We start from the raw sequence: 15293 nt of genomic DNA, 5'->3' as shown, positions 1-15293 counted from the left end.
ACCATGACGGTGCCGGTCGGGACGTGCACGTCCACCCACCGCGCCGAGCCGCCGCGCCAGGCCGCGTCGTCGGGGTCCTCGACGACCGCCCACTCCTGGCCGGCCGCGCGGGCGCGGTCGACCGCCTGCTCGCGGTAGGAGGTGAGCAGCTCGCGGAACCGCTGTGACATCGCTGCCTCGATCACCAGCTGGGGGTCGAGGCCGTCCAGGGAGACGCCCACGTCGTCGAGCCAGCCGCGCATCTCGCCCTCTGCGGCGGCCAGGGCCGGGTAGTCGCCGGCGCGTGCCAGGCGCCGGGCGAGCGCGCCCACCATCTGCAACGCCCGCTGGTAGCGGTCGGCGTCGATCATCGCCAGCGGGAAGAGCCTGTCCTCGGCGGCTCGCAGCCGCCGGGCGAGCTCGGCGTACTCCGCGGGGATCGGGCTGCTTGGCAAGGCTTCACTCGTTCACTATCGTCAGTGTGACAAGTCGGATCCTAGACGTCATTCGGGTGATTCGCCAGAACGGCGAAGGGTGGACCCCGTGAACAGGACTGCGGTGGCCGGTCGGGGGGCGGCGTGAAGCCGGCCGTGCGCGTGCTGCGCGACACCTACCTGGACTCCGTCCTCCAGCTCCTCGGCGCCCGGGCGATGGGCGGCACCGACGGCGTGGAGTGGGCGACGGCCGTGATGGCCACCGCGGCCAACCTGGACGCCCTGCGGCAGGAGGGTTTCGACCCGCCCGAGGCCTCGCCGTACGATCTCATCCTCGCGGTCCGGGCGACGGACCCGGAGGCCGCTTTCGCGGAAGGTGAGCGGGCGATGTTCGGCGCCCGTGAAAGCGGCCGGGCCGAGGAGAGCCCGCGCTCGCTCGAGGAGGCGCTGGAACGGCAGCCGGGCAGCACCGTCGCCGTCGTCTCCGTTCCCGGTGACTACGCCGCGCTCGAAGCGCACAAGGCGCTCGGTCACGGCCTGGACGTCCTGCTGTTCAGCGACAACGTCTCCGTCGGCGACGAGATCGCGCTCAAGGACCACGCGGCACGGCGGGGCCGCCTGCTCATGGGCCCAGGCGCGGGCACGGCGGTGATCGACGGGGTGGGGCTGGGATTCGCCAACGTGGTGCGTCGTGGCCCCGTGGGGGTCGTCGCGGCGGCGGGCACAGGGGCACAGGAGGTCATGTGCCTGCTCGACCGCTGCGGCGTCGGCGTGTCGCAGGTGGTCGGCGTGGGCGGTCGCGACCTGTCTCCCGAGGTGGGCGGGCGCATGGCGGCGCGAGCCGTCCGGATGCTCGACGAGGACCCGGAGACGGAGCTGATCCTCCTGGTGTCCAAGCCGCCCGACGAGCAGGTGGCGCGTCGAGTGATGGCGGCCGCGCGGGCGACGCCCCTGGTCGCCAGCCTGGTCGGCGTGGGCGGCGAGACGCTCGAAGGCGGCGTGGTCAAGGCGCTCGGCGTCCTGGGCAGGCCGGTGCCGCCCTTCGACCTGCATCGCGGACCGAGTGTGGAGGAGGCCATCGCCCGCCTCGCGCCGGCGCGCACCACGGTGCGCGGGCTGTTCTCCGGCGGCACGCTCTGCTACGAGGCCCTCGTGGTGCTGAGCGGCGTGCTCGGTCCCGTCTGGTCCAACACCCCGATCGACCCCCGCTACGGCCTGCCCGCGCCACCGGGTCGCCACGTCTGCCTGGACCTGGGCGAGGAGGAGTTCACGAAGGGCAGGCCGCATCCGATGATCGACCCGGGGGCCCGGATCGAGCTGCTCCGCGAAACCGGGCCCGACGTCGCCGTGGTGCTGCTCGACGTCGTCCTCGGCCATGGCTCGCATCCCGACCCCGCCGGGATCCTGTCGCCGGAGCTGGCCCGACTGGACGGTCCGCAGGTGGTCGCCTACGTCCTGGGCACCGAGCTCGATCCCCAGGGGTATCACGACCAGGTACGCAAGCTGGCCGCCGCGGGATGCGCGGTCACCGCGACCGCCGCCCGCGCGGCACGCGCCGCGGCGGCCATCGCCACCAGGAAGAGCACCTCATGAGCCGCGTCGCGCTCCTCACGTACTCCACCAGACCGCGCGGCGGAGTCGTCCACACCCTCGCCCTCGCCGAGGCGCTCGCCGACCTGGGCGTCGACGTGCACGTCTTCGCCCTGGGCGAGGAGGCCTTCTTCCGCTCGCTCAAGGTGCCGTTCACGCTGTTCCCCGTCACGGTCGAGGGCGACTCGCTGGAGGAGAAGGTCTTCGCCTCGGTGGACGCCATGGTCGCCGGGCTGGCGAGGGTGGCGGGCGAGTTCGACATCCTCCACGCCCAGGACTGCATCACCGGCAGGGCGGCGCCGCAGGTGCACGCCCGGGTGGTGCGCACCGTGCACCACGTCGACGACTTCACCACGCCGGCCCTCGTCGACTGCCAGCGCAGGGCGATCCTGGATCCGGGCCACGTCCTGGTCGTCAGCGAGCACTGGCGCGACGTGCTGCTCCGGGACTACGGCGTCGCCGCCCAGGTCGTGCGCAACGGCGTCGACCCGGCCAGGTTCCCGCCGGTCGGCACCCGGCGGAGCGCCGCCCTGCGCGCGTCCGTGGGGGCGGCGGGCCGGTTCCTGCTGCTGGCGGTGGGCGGCGTCGAACCGCGCAAGGGCAGCAAGACGCTGTTCCGCGCCCTGGGCCTGCTGCGGGGTGAGCGGCCGGTGCTGGCGATCGTCGGCGGCCAGTCCTTCCGCGACCACGAGGCCTACCGGCGCGAGGCGCTGGCCCTCCTGCCCGCGCTCGGCCTCGACGTGGTGCAGGTGGGGACGGTCTCCGAGGATCGGCTGGCGGCGTGGTACCGCACTGCCGACGCCCTGGCGTACCCGTCGATCGAGGAGGGGTTCGGCCTGGCACCGCTCGAGGCGCAGGCCTGCGATCTGCCGGTCGTGGCCAGCGATCTGCCGGTGTTCCGCGAGTTCCTCACGGACGGCGTGGACGCCCTGCTGCCCGCCGTGGGCGACCCCGAGGCACTCGCGGCCGCCCTGGAGCGGATCATGGCCGACGAGGCGCTGCGCGCCACCCTCGTCGCCGGTGGCCGCCTGGTCGTGCCGCGGTTCACGTGGGCGGCCTGCGCCGCCAGGCACGTCGAGATCTACCGCTCCATCGTGTGATCGTGGCCGGCGGGCCTGCCGGCCAGCAGCGCCGCCCGCTCGCGCACCTGCCCCTCGACGGCGAGCACCTGTTCCAGGGCCTCGAACCAGCAGAGGTAGTACCGGGCCTCCGGCCGGGCCGCGATGCGCGCGATCAGTGCCCTGCGGAAGTCCTCCCAGGCGAAGACGCCCGCCTCACTGGCGGCCACGGCCAGGCCGAACGCCCTTCCCTCCCATGGCTCGGCGAACACCAGCTCGCCGTTGGAGCGCGGCGGCGCGGCCGGGCTGTCGACGTCGAGCCGGACGGGGAGCGTCATGGCGTCACCTGGGCCACGCCCACCATCGCGTCCCGCGTGACGAGCGGCACGAGCTGTTCCTCCGAGAGTCCTTCGGTCCCGGCCGGTCTGGAGGGGAGCACGAAATAGCGCACCTCTGAACTGCTGTCCCAGACCCTGACCTCGACGTCGTCCGGCAGCCGCAGCCCCATCTCGGCCAGGACGGCGCGCGGCTCGCGGACCATCCTGGCCCGGTAGGCGGGATCCTTGTACCAGGAGGGCGGCAGGCCGAGCAGCGGCCAGGGGTAGCAGGAGCAGAGCGTGCAGACGACCACGTTGTGGACGGCCGGCGTGTTCTCCAGGACCACGATGTGCTCGCCCTGCGGTCCCTTGAACCCGAGCTCGGCGACGGCGGCGGTGCCGTCGGAGAGCAACCGCTCCTTGTAGTCGGGATCCGTCCACGCCTTCGCCACGACCTGCGCGCCGTTCAGCGGCCCGACGTCCGTCTCGTACATCGCGATGTACTTGTCCATGACCGCCGAATCGATCAGGCCGCGCTCGACCAGCAGCTGCTCGAGCGCCTCGACGCGCAGCTCGATCGGCACCCGTTCATCCGTCATGGCGCCTCCTCCAGGTAGTCCTCGTAGAGGTCGACGTGAAGCGCGAACGGCTCGGCGTCGGAGCCGAACAGCTCGGCCGAGCCGAAACGCACCGTGTACACCCACTGCGGGTTCTCCCCCTGGAAGTGGGCGTTCGTGTCCGGCAGCACCTGCGCGGGCTGGACGATCACGACCTCGCCTGTGTGCCCCATCACGTAGCGCGGCAGCCGCGTGTGCCCCGGCGGATCGAAGGCCCTGGCGCGTACGGCGGAGCCCACGGCGAACCGGGGCGCCGACGAGACCTCCCGGAGGGAGCCCGCGGCGGCCGGGGCGTAGTCCGGCTTGTTCGGCTCCGGCGGCCCCAGCTCCTCGGCCGAGCCCCCTGACATGTTGGCGGCACGCGCCTCCACCGTCCCCTGCGCGATGATCGAGCTGTCGAGAAGCAGGTTCTCCGCGCCGTGCAGCCAGCGGCCGTAGTAGCCGTCGTCCAGGTAGTCCCGCCGGTCGAGCCGGTTCATCGCGTGCCGGAAGGCGTCGAGGTTCGTGCCCGACAGCCGTATGGACAACACCGCGAGCGCGAAGGCCCTGGCCTGCCATCGCTCGGCGAAGACCGGCTCGTCGGGTCGGGGCACGGGCGCGGCTCCCCAGCCCTCGGTGCCTCCCATGTCGTGGATACCGGTGGCCTTGCTCATCGTCGCCTCCCAGCCGCCCCGCCGGGCGAACGCGCTCTCACCTGGCGTCGGGCGGTGCTCAGACCGTCCAGGTGTTCAGCTGGAACGCGCCTTCCTTCCACGCGGTGAGCGCGGCGTCGAGCACGTCGAGCGGGTTGAACGGTGTCACGCCGGGGATCAGGTCGTCCTCGCGGAAGCCGTAGAGCGCGCCCATCGCGAAGCGGCAGGCGTAGATGTTGGCGCCTTCCTTGATGAGGGTCTTGATCTGGTTGTTGATCGCGAGGTGCCCGGGGAACGCCTCCTGGCCGACGCCGGGGTAACCCCGCGTGCCCGACGCCAGCAGCACGCCGGGGCCGTACAGGATGATGTTCACGTCGAAGCCCTTGCGCACCAGGCGCGTCGAGGTGAGCAGGTTGACGAGGGCGACCGAACCCTCGTACGGGACGGTGTGGATGAAGACGTAGGCCTTCTGCCCCGGCTCGGCCCGCACGTCGGCGAACACCTTTTCCTCGGTGTCGTACAGGGTCTCGCCTTCGGCTGGCAGCTCGGTGGTGACGGTCTTCGGCATGGTGACCTCCTTGACTAGACGGCCGGGCCGGCGGGCGTCGTCGGCTTGGGCCAGTGCCGGCGGTGGCTCCCGGGCATCGCGGCCAGCAACCTGCGACGGACCGGCCAGGGTGTGAGCCGATAGATCGGGACGAAGATCCTGCGCCAGAAGAAGGAGCCGCGGATCGGCGGCGGGGTCCTGCCGTGGGCGCGCGCCACCCGCGCCTGCGCGTCCCTGAGAAGGTACTGCTGGGCGTTCTCGCGCAGCCACCGGCTGATCACGTCGACACCCCGGCCTGCGCGGCCGTCACGATGGGCTCGTTGAGGGCGCCGATCGGCGGCGAGTAGACGTTCTCCATCGAGGCCAGGTCGTGCAGGGTGATGCCCTTCCTGACCGCGAGCGCCAGGAAGTCGGCCCGCTCCTTGATCCCTTCGCCGCCGACCATCTGCGCGCCGATCAGGCGCAACGTCCGCGGCTCGGCGAGGAGCTTGACCGTGACCGGCCTGACGCCGGGGAAGTAGCGCGCTCTGGAGATGCCCGTCGCCTTGCCGACCACGTGCGGGACGCCCAGCGCGGTGGCCGCCACCTCGCCCAGCGCCGCGCCGCCGATCATCCACGTGCCGGCGACCATTCCCCACGGGACGTAGACCGGCTGGTACGCGCGTTCTCCGCCCGCGGCGTTGGTGCCCGCCACCTTGCCCTGGGCGTAGGCGTGGCTGCCGGTGAGCCCCTGCAGGGGCAGCCCGCCCACGCCGTGCGGGATCTCGCAGACGTCGCCCGCCGCCCAGACATGCGGGGCCGACGTGCGCATGTGGTCGTCGACGACCAGGCCTCCCGTCGAGCCCGTCCTGAGCCCGGCGGCCACGGCCAGCGCGTTGTTCGCCACCTTGTGCGTGGCCACCACGACCAGTTCCGCGGGCAGCTCACCGTCCGTGGTGGCCACGGTCCTGACGTGACCCTCGCGGTCGCCGGTGAATCCGAGGAGCCTGGTGTCCCAGTGCGTCGTGACGCCCATCTCGGCCCACGACTCCTGGACGGGGGCGACGATGTCGGGATCGCACAGCTCGCCGAGCGCCCACGGGTGCGGGTCGATGACGTGCGTGTCGATGCCGCGATGGGCGAGGGCGGTCACCATCTCCAGACCAAGGGGGGAGGCTTCGACGACGACCGCGTGCCGTACGTTGTCGAGGATCTTGTCCCACTCCATGGCCCTGCGGATGTTCTTGACGTAGTAGAGGCCGCCGAGGTCCTCGCCGGGCACGCCGGGGGGCTTGTAGTCGAAGCCGGTGGCGATGATCAGGGCGTCGTAGCCGCTCGGGCCCTCGCCCTCGACCTGGACGGTCCGTGACTCAGGGTCGAAGCCCAGCACCGTCGTCTCGTACCTGACGTCGATCCCCGCGTCGGCGTAGGCCTGCTTCTCGGCCAGGAACAGCGACGTGAAGTCCGGGATCTCCTTGCCGTGCACGTACGGGATGCCGCACGGGCTGTATCCCACGTCCTCGAACGCGGTGTAGACGATCACTTCCGCCGAAGGCGCGGCGGCCTTCGCCGCACCCGCCGCGCCGATGCCGGCGGCGCCGCCGCCAATGATGACCATCCTCCGTGCCATGGACTCAGCTCCCGCCCGTACGGCACAATATCCATACATTATAGAGGACTTCACGTTGACTATCCTGCATGGCGCTTCGTGATGTCAATGACGAGGGGATTTCATGACCGAGGGTCATCAGGTCGACGAGATCGTCAGCCAGATCGGTCCCAAACTGCGCGCGCTCCGTACGGCGCAGCGCCACTCCCTGCAACAGCTGGCCACCATCAGCGACGTGTCCGCCGCCGCCATCCACAAGATCGAGCGCAACGGGATGGTTCCGACGATCACCACGTTGCTCAAGCTCGGGACGGCGCTCGGCGTCCCCGTCCGCTACTTCGTCGAGGAGGACGACCAGCCGCCGGAGCCGGTGCACTACACGCCGAGCGATCGGCGCCCCACCGTCTACACGCCGCACGAGGGCCTGGCCCTGGCCGGGATCACCGGTTCCTACCGGCAGTTCCAGACGGCCGCCGCCATGGCGACGGTCACGCCCGGCGCGTCGAGCGGCGCCAAGCGCATGCAGCATCCGGGCGAGGAGCTGGTCCACGTCACCGAGGGCACGCTGACCTTCCAGGTGGGCGATCAGACCTTCTCGCTGTCCGCGGGCGACTCCCTGCACTTCTCGGGCGAGGTGCCGCATCGCTGGGCCAACGACGGCGACCACCCGGCCAAGGCGATCTGGATCGCCCTGCGCAACGGCTAGAGAGCGCCCGCCTTGGGCGCCCCCGTCAGCCGCAGTGGCCCCAGCCGCTGATCCACTCGGCCTTGGAGCGATTCCCGAAGGGGAACCGCCCGACCAACTGACCGCCGAACTTGACGCACTGGCCCTTGGCGTGCAGGTAGGTGGGACCCGCGTAGCTCCGGTAGCCCTTGTCCCGGGAGAGCTCATTGTCACCGGACCGCCGAACCGTCGCCGCGATACTGTCCGTCCTGAAGTCCTTGTCACGGCGGGTGATCACACAGTTGTAGCCGGTCGACGTGTTGTAGTACAGGTACACCACCCCGGCCACACGGCCCGCGCCGGTATCCCGAATCTTGTGGGACTCCTGGAGGTAGAAGCCCGCACCGCAGGAAGGGCCCTTGACCGGCTCGGCGTGCGCGGGTGCCGTGGTGAGGACGACCGCCCCGGCGAGTGCGACCGCACCGGCCATGGTTCCGGCCCTTTTCATCACCTGCATGGGACTCCTCTTCATCTTCTTTGGCGGGACGACCTGGTCAGTTCCGCGATCTGCCGGCCGGGCCTCGCCTGCGGTTCCGGTGCGGACCATCAGGGTGCCCGAGGCGGGACATCGACCACGAGTGGCAGGACTGCCTCGATTCGGCAGGATGCTGCCACGCATCATGCCGGGCTGCCGCCGGTGCTCCATCGGGCACGGCGTGTCCGCCGGCGAGCCCCACCCCGGGAAGACGCTCCTAACGCGTGGTGTGGCGGAAGGTGATCCGGGGCGGCTCGCGCAGCGTGTTGGTGACGTAGCAGACCCGCTGCGCGGCCTCGATGAGACGTTCCGCCTGCTCGCCGGTCAGGGTGGAGACGATCTCGATCGCGATCTCGCTGTAGCGCGGCCCGTCGTAGGTGCCGGTGACGCTCACCTCGACCGCGGCCGGCTCCTCACCGCGTTTCCTCGCGCTGTGCACCAGCGCGAGCGCGAAGCACGACGCGATGGCCGCCAGCAGGTAGTCCGTGGGCTGCGGTCCCGTGTCGGTGCCGCCCGCGCTCTCCGGCTCGTCGACCGGCAACCGGAAACCACCGGCGGTCACGGTGACCCGGTATCCGCCCCGCCACCGGGCGCCGACCGTGCGCGTGCTCATCGGGCCTCCGCCAGGGCCAGCAGCGCCGCCTGGAACGCCGCCAGTGGCGCCGTGGCCACGCCCGCGCCGATCTGGCCGGATCCGTCGCGGGCGTGCAGGACGCCGGTGTTCACCCGCGGCGTGATCCCGGTCTCGACGACCTTGCGCACGTCCACGCCGAGCGGCGTGCCGCGGAAGTCCGTCACGGGCAGCTTGAACCTGGTGCTCTCCGCCGCGCAGATCCGGCGCATGTCGCCGGTGACCCGGGCGGCGTCGGCCATCGTCCCGCCCAGGAACGCCGCCACCGCCGGCGAGCCCGCCGTCGCCGCGCCGCCCAGCCCGACCAGCTCGAGCACGGCGCTGTCGCCGATGTCGGGCGCGCCGTCTGGTGGCCCGTACCCGGCGTGGAACAGCGCGGCCTCCACCGGCGGGCTGTCGGTGACGAACCACCGCCGGTCCCCCGCCAGCTTCACGCCGTACGTGGTGCCGTTGCGCGCCATGGTCGTGACGATGCTGGAGCCCGCCACGCGCTCGGCCGACATGGTCAGCGCCTTCGCGCCGGCCATCGCCATGGTGAGGAAGAACAGGTGGTTGGCCGACAGGTACGCGGCCAGCGGTACCGCGTCGTCGAGCGCGGCGATCGCGGGCAGCATCGAGCGCAGCAGGAGGTTGGTCGACGCCTGGACGCGCATGTGCACGTCGTCGCCCATCTGCACGCCCTGGGCGGCGATCGCGAACGTGTCGATCGGCCCCGTCCGCGACACGATCTCCTTGAGCAGCGGACCTGCCACCGTACGGAGGAAGACGAGCCGCTCGACGGCCGCGGCCGACTCCCTGCCGAGCCAGGCCACGTCTCCGGGACCCTGGCCCAGCGGGGCGAAGGCGCGCGTGCCTCCCGCGGGGTTGTCCACCACCCAGACCGGCATGCTCGGGCCGAGTGCCGTCGCCAGCGGCACCACGCTGTCGTGCTCGTTGGCCGCGGCCAGCTCGACCTGTCCGCCGGTCAGCGCCCTCTCGGCTCCTGCCAGGTCGTCGGCCCAGCCCTCGGCGACGACCGCGGCCCGCATCGAGCGCCGCAAGGGGTCGCACACCGCCTCCCAGACGATCGGCGGCCCGGCGTGCAGGATCGTGCGGTCGCCGATCCCGGGGACCACGTCGATCGCCGGGCGGACGTCGACCACGGAGGGAACCTCCCTGTCGAGCCTGCCCGTCACGTCGGCGTTCGCGCTCTCCAGGTCGGCGGAGTACAGGTCCGTCAGCGCTCGCACCAGCACCGGATCGCCGCGCGCCGGCGGTCTTGCGTCGACGTGGACCACCGCCGCTCCCTGCGCCGCCACCGCGTCGGCGAATGCTCGCAGCCCCAGATTGACGACCTCCATCGTCGCCACCTCCTCAGCGTCCTGCCAGGCAGGCGGCGCGGGCGCGGATGGCGTCCTGCGCCGCGTGGAGCGCCGCGCGGCGGGCGGCCGCGTCCTGACTCAGCTCGGCGGCCTGGTCGCGGACCCCTTCGACCATCGGCATCACGGCCTGCGGCGCGGCCCCGCCCAGGCCGGTGCGCGAGGCGACCAGGGCCTCCGGCGTGAGCCTCACCCGCAGTTCCTCGTCGTCGAGCGACCAGCAGGCGCTGACGACCTCGGTGGCCGCGCGCGCGATCGCCGCGGCGTCCAGCGCGCCGCTCTGCCGTACGGCGTGCTGGACGACCCGGTGGGCGGTGCGGTAGTCGGCGCCGAAGCGCCACATGAGCAGCTCCGCGAGGTCGGCGGCCTGGGTGAAGGCGGTGTCCAGGGCGCCGCGCATGCGCGCGGTGTCGGCCTCGAGCGTGCGGACCACGCCGGTGGTGAGGCGGGTGGTCCTGTGGGCCAGGTCGAGGGAGCGCGGGAGCTCGCCGTACAGGTAGATGAGGTTGTCGCTGCGGGCCGACGGGGTCTTGATGACGGCGGTCAGGCCGGTGAGGCGGCCCAGCATGACGCCCGCCGTGCCGCGGACGACCGTGAGGGAGTACGGGTTGCGTTTCTGCGGCATGACGACGCTCGGGCGCCCGTACCCCTCGGCCAGCTCGACGAAGCCGAACTCGGCGCTGGCGAAGATCTCCAGGTCTTCAGCGAGCTTGTCCTGGGTGAGGAGAAGGCTTGTGGCCGCGGCCATCACGTGCGTGAACGGGTCGGTCTGCCACATGGCGTCGCGGGTGTGCGTGATCGCGTGGTCGAAGCCGAGCACCCGGGCGGTCGCGTCGCGGTCGTCGAGGATGCGCGAGCCGTTGGCGGCCCCCGACCCGGCGGGGCTGGCGTTGACGTGCCCGAACTCGGCGAACAGCCGCATCGCGTCGCGGAGCACGGGGTCGGCGAAGGAGAGCAGGTAGTGCCCGAACGTGGTCGGCTGCGCCTGCTGGAGGTAGGTGTAGTCGGGCATCAGGGTGCCGAGGTGCCGCTCCGCCTGGTCGGCGAGGCACGCCGCCAGGCCGGCGGCGTCCTCGACCAGGTCGAGGATCTGCCCTCGCACCCGGATGCGGAAGGCGGTGCGCACGGCCTCGCGCCGGGTCCGCCCTGCCCGCAGCCACCCCGCGTCGTCGCCGATGCGTTGTGTGAGGTGACGTTCGCGAGAGGTGTACGGCTCGCCGTCGCGGGGGTCGTAGCCGACGGCCTCGGCGGGCATGGCGGCCAGGTCGAGCAGCGCGCCCAGCAGCGGGCCGCGCACCCTGGCGGGCAGGACGTCCCGGTCGGCGAGCTCGACGCCGTGGGCCAGGTCTGCGAGGCCCAGCGCGGCGTGCAGCCAGGGCGCGTCGGCCGCCTCCCACGCGTAGCCCGCCGCCACCAGTTCGTCCGCGGGCCCGCCGGTCATGTCGCCGCCCTCGCCAGCAGGTCCAGCGCGGCGGGAAGGCCGCCGGTGTGCCACAGCACGAGAGGAGTCCGCGTGGCGGCCCGCAGCCGCGCGGCGGCGGCCAGCGTCTTCGTGCCGTACTTGGCGTCGACCAGCACGCCGTCGGCGCGCAACGCGGCCAGCATGGTGCGCACGTCCTGGTCGTCCGCCGGACCTGTCGCGTCGATCAGTTCCCAGCCGGCCACCCCTTCGTGGCCCATGCGCGCGACCAGGCCGAGGATCTCGCTCCGGATCTGGGGCAGCGGCCGGCTGACCGACACGCCGTAGACGCGCCACTTCGCCGCGATGGCGGCCCTTCCGACCAGCAGTCCGGCGATCGACGCCCCCGATCCCACCGGCAGCACGACGATCGCCTCGTCGAAGGCCAGCTGCGCGGCCAGCTCCTGCGCGGCATGCGAGAAGCCGAGCGCGCCGACGGGAGTGGCGCCGCCGCGCGGGATCGCGTAGGGAGTGCGGCCGTGATCACGCAGGTGCGCCGCGCGCTCGCCGATCAGCTTGTCGAGCTCGGTCCTGTCCGCGCCGGTGAGGTGCACCTTCGCTCCCGAACAGCGCACCAGGTCCAGGGTGGCGGGCGCCTGTTCCCCGGCCGTCCCGGAGACGAGCACCTCGCATTCCATGCCGCAGACCGACGCCGCCAGCGCCGCTCCCGCGACGAAGTTGGAGGCCGGGGAACCGCCCGTGACCAGCACGTCCGCGCCACGTGCCAGCGCATCGCCAAGGAGGTACTCCAGGGCGCGTGCCTTGGCGCCTGCGAGCCCGAACCCAGTGAGATCATCCCGTTTGAGGTACATGCCGGCGAACCGCTGGAGCGGCGTGGGCAGCAGGGCCAGGCGGCGGCGCGGCGGGTTCATCGCTGGACTCCTGGAGTGCCGCGGGCGACCACCGCGTCGACCATGGCCGCCGCGGTGGCGAGTTCGGGGCGTGCGGTCCAGCGAGCGAGGCGGGCCGGGTCGGCCACGCCGCTGGAGGCGAGCGCGGTCACGAGGTCGGCGTCCGTGTGGAGCGCCTCCTGCATCAGCTCCTGGGCACGGTGCTTGCCCAGGTGCCTCGACAGCTCGGCGAGGACGCGTTCCGACGCCCAGCTGGTCTTCCCGAGGTTCTCCCTCATGCGGTCGGCGTCGACGACCAGGCCGTCGACGAGGTCGGCGGCGAGTGCGGCGGCCGTGCCCGCCGCGAGCGCGACATCGGGCAGCGCCGCCCATTCGGCCTTCCAGGCACGTCCGTCCCGCTCGTGCCCGCCGGTCATGCCTTCGACCAGGACGCTCGACGCCGCCCTGGCGAGCCTGGCCAGCGTGTCCAGATGCTCGCTGGTCTCGGGATTGCGCTTGTGCGGCATGGTGATGCTGCCGACGGCGTCCTGCGCCGTACGCTCCGACAGCTCCGCGATCTCCGGTCGCTGCAGCTCGTAGACCTCGTCGCCGATGCGGGCGAGCGTGGCCGCGACCATGCTCAGGACCGTCCCGAACTCCGCCACACGGTCGCGCGCCGAGGTCCAGGAGAGGAGCGGATCGTGCAGTCCGAGCCGGGCGCAGAAGCGCCCGCGCAGTTCCTGGCCATGCGGCTCGAAGAAGCCCAGCACGCCGACCGCCCCCGCGAGCTGGCCCACCGACCAGCGCTCGGCGCCCTCGGAGAGCCGCACGAGATGGCGTGCCACCTCGTCGGCCCAGGTCACGACCTTGAAGCCGAAGGTGATGGGGGCGCCGGGCTGGCCGTGGGTGCGCCCGCTCATGACCGTGTCGCGGTGCAGCGCCGCCAGTCGCAGCAGCGACCCGTGCGTCCTGGTCAGGTCGTCCTGGACGAGCCTGCCGACGTCCCGCATCACCAGCCCGAACCAGGTGTCGGTGAGATCCTGGACGGTGGCTCCGTAGTAGACGTACTCCCGCGCGGGCTCGGGCAGCAACCGCTGCAGTCCGCGGATGAGTCCCAGCGTGGAGTGCGAGGTGCGCCGCGTCTCCGCGGCCACGAACTCCAGATCGAGGCGCTCCGCCCGCGCGTGCTCGGCGATCTGACCGGCCGCCGCCGCGGGGATCAGCCCGAGCTCGGCCTGCGCCGCGGCCAGCGCCACCAGGATGTCCAGCCAGGTTTGCAGCCGCTCGTCGAAGACGGCGCGGAGCCTCGGCGTGCTCCACAGGTGAGCGTACTCGGCCGATTCGGTCAGACGGGTCGCCATGACGGCTCCCATCCGCGCGCCAGGTGTTCCAGGGCGGCGCGCACCTGACCGAGCGTGGCGCCCCATGGCACGACGACCAGCCCGTCGGATCGCTCGATCCGGTCCTCGAGCAGGCAGCACTTGGTGAGCGTCGGGACGCCGGAGGCGCGGCCGCGCGCCCTGGGGCAGATCTCGACGGTGGCCGCGGCGGGCTCGCCGTAGAACCACTCGTGGATCTCCCGCGACCTGGCGCATCCCAGGAGGGTCCATTTCTCCAGCGCGGGCCGCCGGTCCAGGTAGGCCGCCGGCACATCGCCGACGGTCACGCCCGACCCGCCGCACGGCAGCACATAGCGTTCGGCCGGGGCGCGCGCCGCGAGCTCCTCGAAGCCGACCGTGTCGGCGACCGGCACGATGGGCGGCAGGTCCTCCGCCACCGCGAGCAGGCGCCGCACCTGGTCGAGCAGCTTGGGCGGCTCCGGAGGCACGATCTCCTGTACGGCCAGCCGCAACGGGTCGGGGTTCACGATGAAGCTGACATGCCCGTACCTGCCCTCGACCACCACGGCCCTGACGCCCTGCGCCCGCGTCAGCGCGATGCGGGCCAGCGTGGACGGCACCGCCGTATCGGCCTCCGGCGCCACGACGTAGGCGCACTCCTCCGGTGACGCGAGCACCTCGATCTTCGTGATGGGCGAGAACAGCGGCACCTCCGACTCCTTCTCGACCCGCAGCAACGTCGTGCCGCCCCGCTCGTCGCGGACCACCACGAACCGCGTGCGCCGGTAGGCCTCCCGCCCGAGGAGGAGCCGCCCGTCCATCCTGCCGAGGCGTGCCACGGAAACGCCGCGGTAGGCACTCGGGACCATGTTCGGCGTCATCGTCCGGCGCCATCGTCCGGGGTCATCGTTCGAGGTCATCGTTCGGGTTCATCGCAGCGACAGCGCTGCGGTGTCGGCTCGCAGTCCCCGCCGGAGCGTGGCCAGCGGGAGCACGTCGTCCGGCGCGATGTTGGCGAGGTTGACCGCGGGGCCGAACCGGTTGATCAGCCACGCCTGCTGCGCCATGCGGGGCGCCTCGAACATCACCCGCTCGATGCCGGCCGCGTCGACGGCGGCCTCGACGATGTCCTGCCGGGGGCGGCCCGACCCGTCGTAGATGCCGACCGTCCCGCTCTCCCTGCCTTCGGTGATCACCCATGCGGCGCCGGCGGCCAGGTCCTCGGCGATCTCCTCCCGCCACTCGCCGGCCTCAACGGCCGTCCCTGCGTCCTTGCGGCCCGTCTCGGCGAACACGGTGAAGGCCTGGCAGGCCCGCTTGATCAGCTCGCGCTTGTCGTCCAGGTCCATCTCGACGACTCCGCGGGAAACCTCCACGGCGTCCAGACCCGCGCGCTCGGCCCAGGCCAGGCACTCCTCCGACTTGCCCTGTGACCAGGCGATCTCGAGCAGTGTCCCGCCCAGGCAGCTGATGACCTCATGCTCGCGCAACAGCCACAGCTTCCGGTCGAGACCGCGATCGAGGTAGGCGATGCCCCAGCCGAACTTCCAGACGTCGATGTGCTCGCCGGTGAGCTCCAGCACGCCGGCAACGGCATCGGGGGCGAGGCCCCTGTCCAGGACGTGGGTACGGCCCGCCACGGTGGGTAGTGCGAGAAAACCAGGTCCCACGTTGTCTATGTTACGATTTCTGTTTACTTTCCGACAAGAGGCGG

At 72.2% G+C, this 15293-nt stretch carries 18 protein-coding genes; 3 read left to right on the top strand and 15 right to left on the bottom strand.

The features are described from left to right. Nucleotides 1-434 (bottom strand): hypothetical protein (locus ACFSKW_RS30030; protein ID WP_379575834.1); only part of this gene is annotated, 434 nt, incomplete at its 3' end. Between the two features lie 123 nt (nucleotides 435-557). On the opposite strand from ACFSKW_RS30030, the gene ACFSKW_RS30025 reads away from it, so the two are divergent. Beyond that, nucleotides 558-2006 (top strand): FdrA family protein, encoded by a 1449-nt coding sequence (locus tag ACFSKW_RS30025; protein ID WP_379575833.1) that lies wholly within the window; start codon nucleotides 558-560, stop codon nucleotides 2004-2006. Then, nucleotides 2003-3103, top strand: coding sequence for an MSMEG_0565 family glycosyltransferase (locus ACFSKW_RS30020; RefSeq protein ID WP_379575832.1), 1101 nt, complete (start codon nucleotides 2003-2005; stop codon nucleotides 3101-3103). Before ACFSKW_RS30025 ends, ACFSKW_RS30020 begins: the two co-directional genes overlap by 4 nt. Here ACFSKW_RS30020 and ACFSKW_RS30015 read toward each other — a convergent pair. Genes ACFSKW_RS30015 through ACFSKW_RS29990 form a run of 6 tightly spaced genes read right to left on the bottom strand, consistent with a single transcriptional unit; the run spans nucleotide 3085 to nucleotide 6783 of the window. Beyond that, the gene (locus ACFSKW_RS30015) at nucleotides 3085-3399 is read right to left on the bottom strand and encodes a nitrile hydratase accessory protein (RefSeq protein WP_379575831.1); all 315 of its coding nucleotides are present in this window, start codon (nucleotides 3397-3399) and stop codon (nucleotides 3085-3087) included. The two genes, ACFSKW_RS30020 and ACFSKW_RS30015, sit on opposite strands and share 19 nt — an antisense overlap. After that, nucleotides 3396-3977 carry a nitrile hydratase subunit alpha gene (gene nthA, locus ACFSKW_RS30010; RefSeq protein ID WP_379575830.1) on the bottom strand — a complete coding sequence of 194 codons (582 nt, stop codon included), beginning with the start codon at nucleotides 3975-3977 and terminating at the stop codon, nucleotides 3396-3398. The genes ACFSKW_RS30015 and nthA overlap by 4 nt, the downstream gene beginning before the upstream one ends. Then, nucleotides 3974-4648: a nitrile hydratase subunit beta gene (gene nthB / locus ACFSKW_RS30005; protein ID WP_379575829.1), complete on the bottom strand. Its 675-nt coding sequence runs from the start codon at nucleotides 4646-4648 to the stop codon at nucleotides 3974-3976. Before nthB ends, nthA begins: the two co-directional genes overlap by 4 nt. A gap of 58 nt (nucleotides 4649-4706) precedes the next feature. Next, nucleotides 4707-5195 carry an MSMEG_0572/Sll0783 family nitrogen starvation response protein gene (locus ACFSKW_RS30000; protein WP_379575828.1) on the bottom strand — a complete coding sequence of 163 codons (489 nt, stop codon included), beginning with the start codon at nucleotides 5193-5195 and terminating at the stop codon, nucleotides 4707-4709. Between the two features lie 14 nt (nucleotides 5196-5209). Beyond that, nucleotides 5210-5455, bottom strand: coding sequence for a hypothetical protein (locus ACFSKW_RS29995; RefSeq protein WP_379575827.1), 246 nt, complete (start codon nucleotides 5453-5455; stop codon nucleotides 5210-5212). After that, nucleotides 5452-6783, bottom strand: coding sequence for an FAD-dependent oxidoreductase (locus ACFSKW_RS29990; protein WP_379575826.1), 1332 nt, complete (start codon nucleotides 6781-6783; stop codon nucleotides 5452-5454). Before ACFSKW_RS29990 ends, ACFSKW_RS29995 begins: the two co-directional genes overlap by 4 nt. Nucleotides 6784-6886: 103 nt before the next feature. Here ACFSKW_RS29990 and ACFSKW_RS29985 point away from each other — a divergent pair, with 103 nt between their 5' ends. Next, entirely contained in the window at nucleotides 6887-7468 is a 582-nt protein-coding gene (locus ACFSKW_RS29985) for a helix-turn-helix domain-containing protein (protein ID WP_379575825.1), read from the top strand. 25 nt (nucleotides 7469-7493) lie between these two features. Here the strand turns inward: ACFSKW_RS29985 and ACFSKW_RS29980 are convergent, their stop codons facing one another. From ACFSKW_RS29980 to ACFSKW_RS29945, 8 genes are all read right to left on the bottom strand, one after another. Then, on the bottom strand, nucleotides 7494-7943 hold the full coding sequence (locus ACFSKW_RS29980; protein ID WP_379575824.1) for a hypothetical protein: 450 nt from the start codon (nucleotides 7941-7943) through the stop codon (nucleotides 7494-7496). 235 nt (nucleotides 7944-8178) lie between these two features. Further along, complete coding sequence (locus ACFSKW_RS29975; RefSeq protein ID WP_379575823.1) at nucleotides 8179-8574, bottom strand: OsmC family protein; 396 nt, start codon at nucleotides 8572-8574, stop codon at nucleotides 8179-8181. Further along, nucleotides 8571-9932 (bottom strand): YlbE family protein, encoded by a 1362-nt coding sequence (locus tag ACFSKW_RS29970; protein WP_379575822.1) that lies wholly within the window; start codon nucleotides 9930-9932, stop codon nucleotides 8571-8573. Before ACFSKW_RS29970 ends, ACFSKW_RS29975 begins: the two co-directional genes overlap by 4 nt. Nucleotides 9933-9945: 13 nt before the next feature. Beyond that, nucleotides 9946-11391, bottom strand: a complete 1446-nt coding sequence (locus ACFSKW_RS29965) for a lyase family protein (protein ID WP_379575821.1) — start codon at nucleotides 11389-11391, stop codon at nucleotides 9946-9948. Beyond that, nucleotides 11388-12281 (bottom strand): 1-aminocyclopropane-1-carboxylate deaminase/D-cysteine desulfhydrase, encoded by an 894-nt coding sequence (locus ACFSKW_RS29960; protein WP_379575820.1) that lies wholly within the window; start codon nucleotides 12279-12281, stop codon nucleotides 11388-11390. Before ACFSKW_RS29960 ends, ACFSKW_RS29965 begins: the two co-directional genes overlap by 4 nt. Then, the gene (locus ACFSKW_RS29955) at nucleotides 12278-13600 is read right to left on the bottom strand and encodes a class-II fumarase/aspartase family protein (RefSeq protein ID WP_379575819.1); all 1323 of its coding nucleotides are present in this window, start codon (nucleotides 13598-13600) and stop codon (nucleotides 12278-12280) included. Before ACFSKW_RS29955 ends, ACFSKW_RS29960 begins: the two co-directional genes overlap by 4 nt. Then, nucleotides 13585-14460, bottom strand: a complete 876-nt coding sequence (locus ACFSKW_RS29950) for an XcbA family protein (protein WP_379575818.1) — start codon at nucleotides 14458-14460, stop codon at nucleotides 13585-13587. Before ACFSKW_RS29950 ends, ACFSKW_RS29955 begins: the two co-directional genes overlap by 16 nt. Before the next feature lie 48 nt (nucleotides 14461-14508). Then, nucleotides 14509-15249: a phosphosulfolactate synthase gene (locus ACFSKW_RS29945; protein ID WP_379575817.1), complete on the bottom strand. Its 741-nt coding sequence runs from the start codon at nucleotides 15247-15249 to the stop codon at nucleotides 14509-14511. Nucleotides 15250-15293: the final 44 nt, after the last annotated feature.

The organism is Nonomuraea mangrovi (assembly GCF_042681425.1).
Lineage (GTDB): Bacteria > Actinomycetota > Actinomycetes > Streptosporangiales > Streptosporangiaceae > Nonomuraea > Nonomuraea mangrovi.
This window is presented reverse-complemented; position numbering and strand designations above follow the sequence as displayed.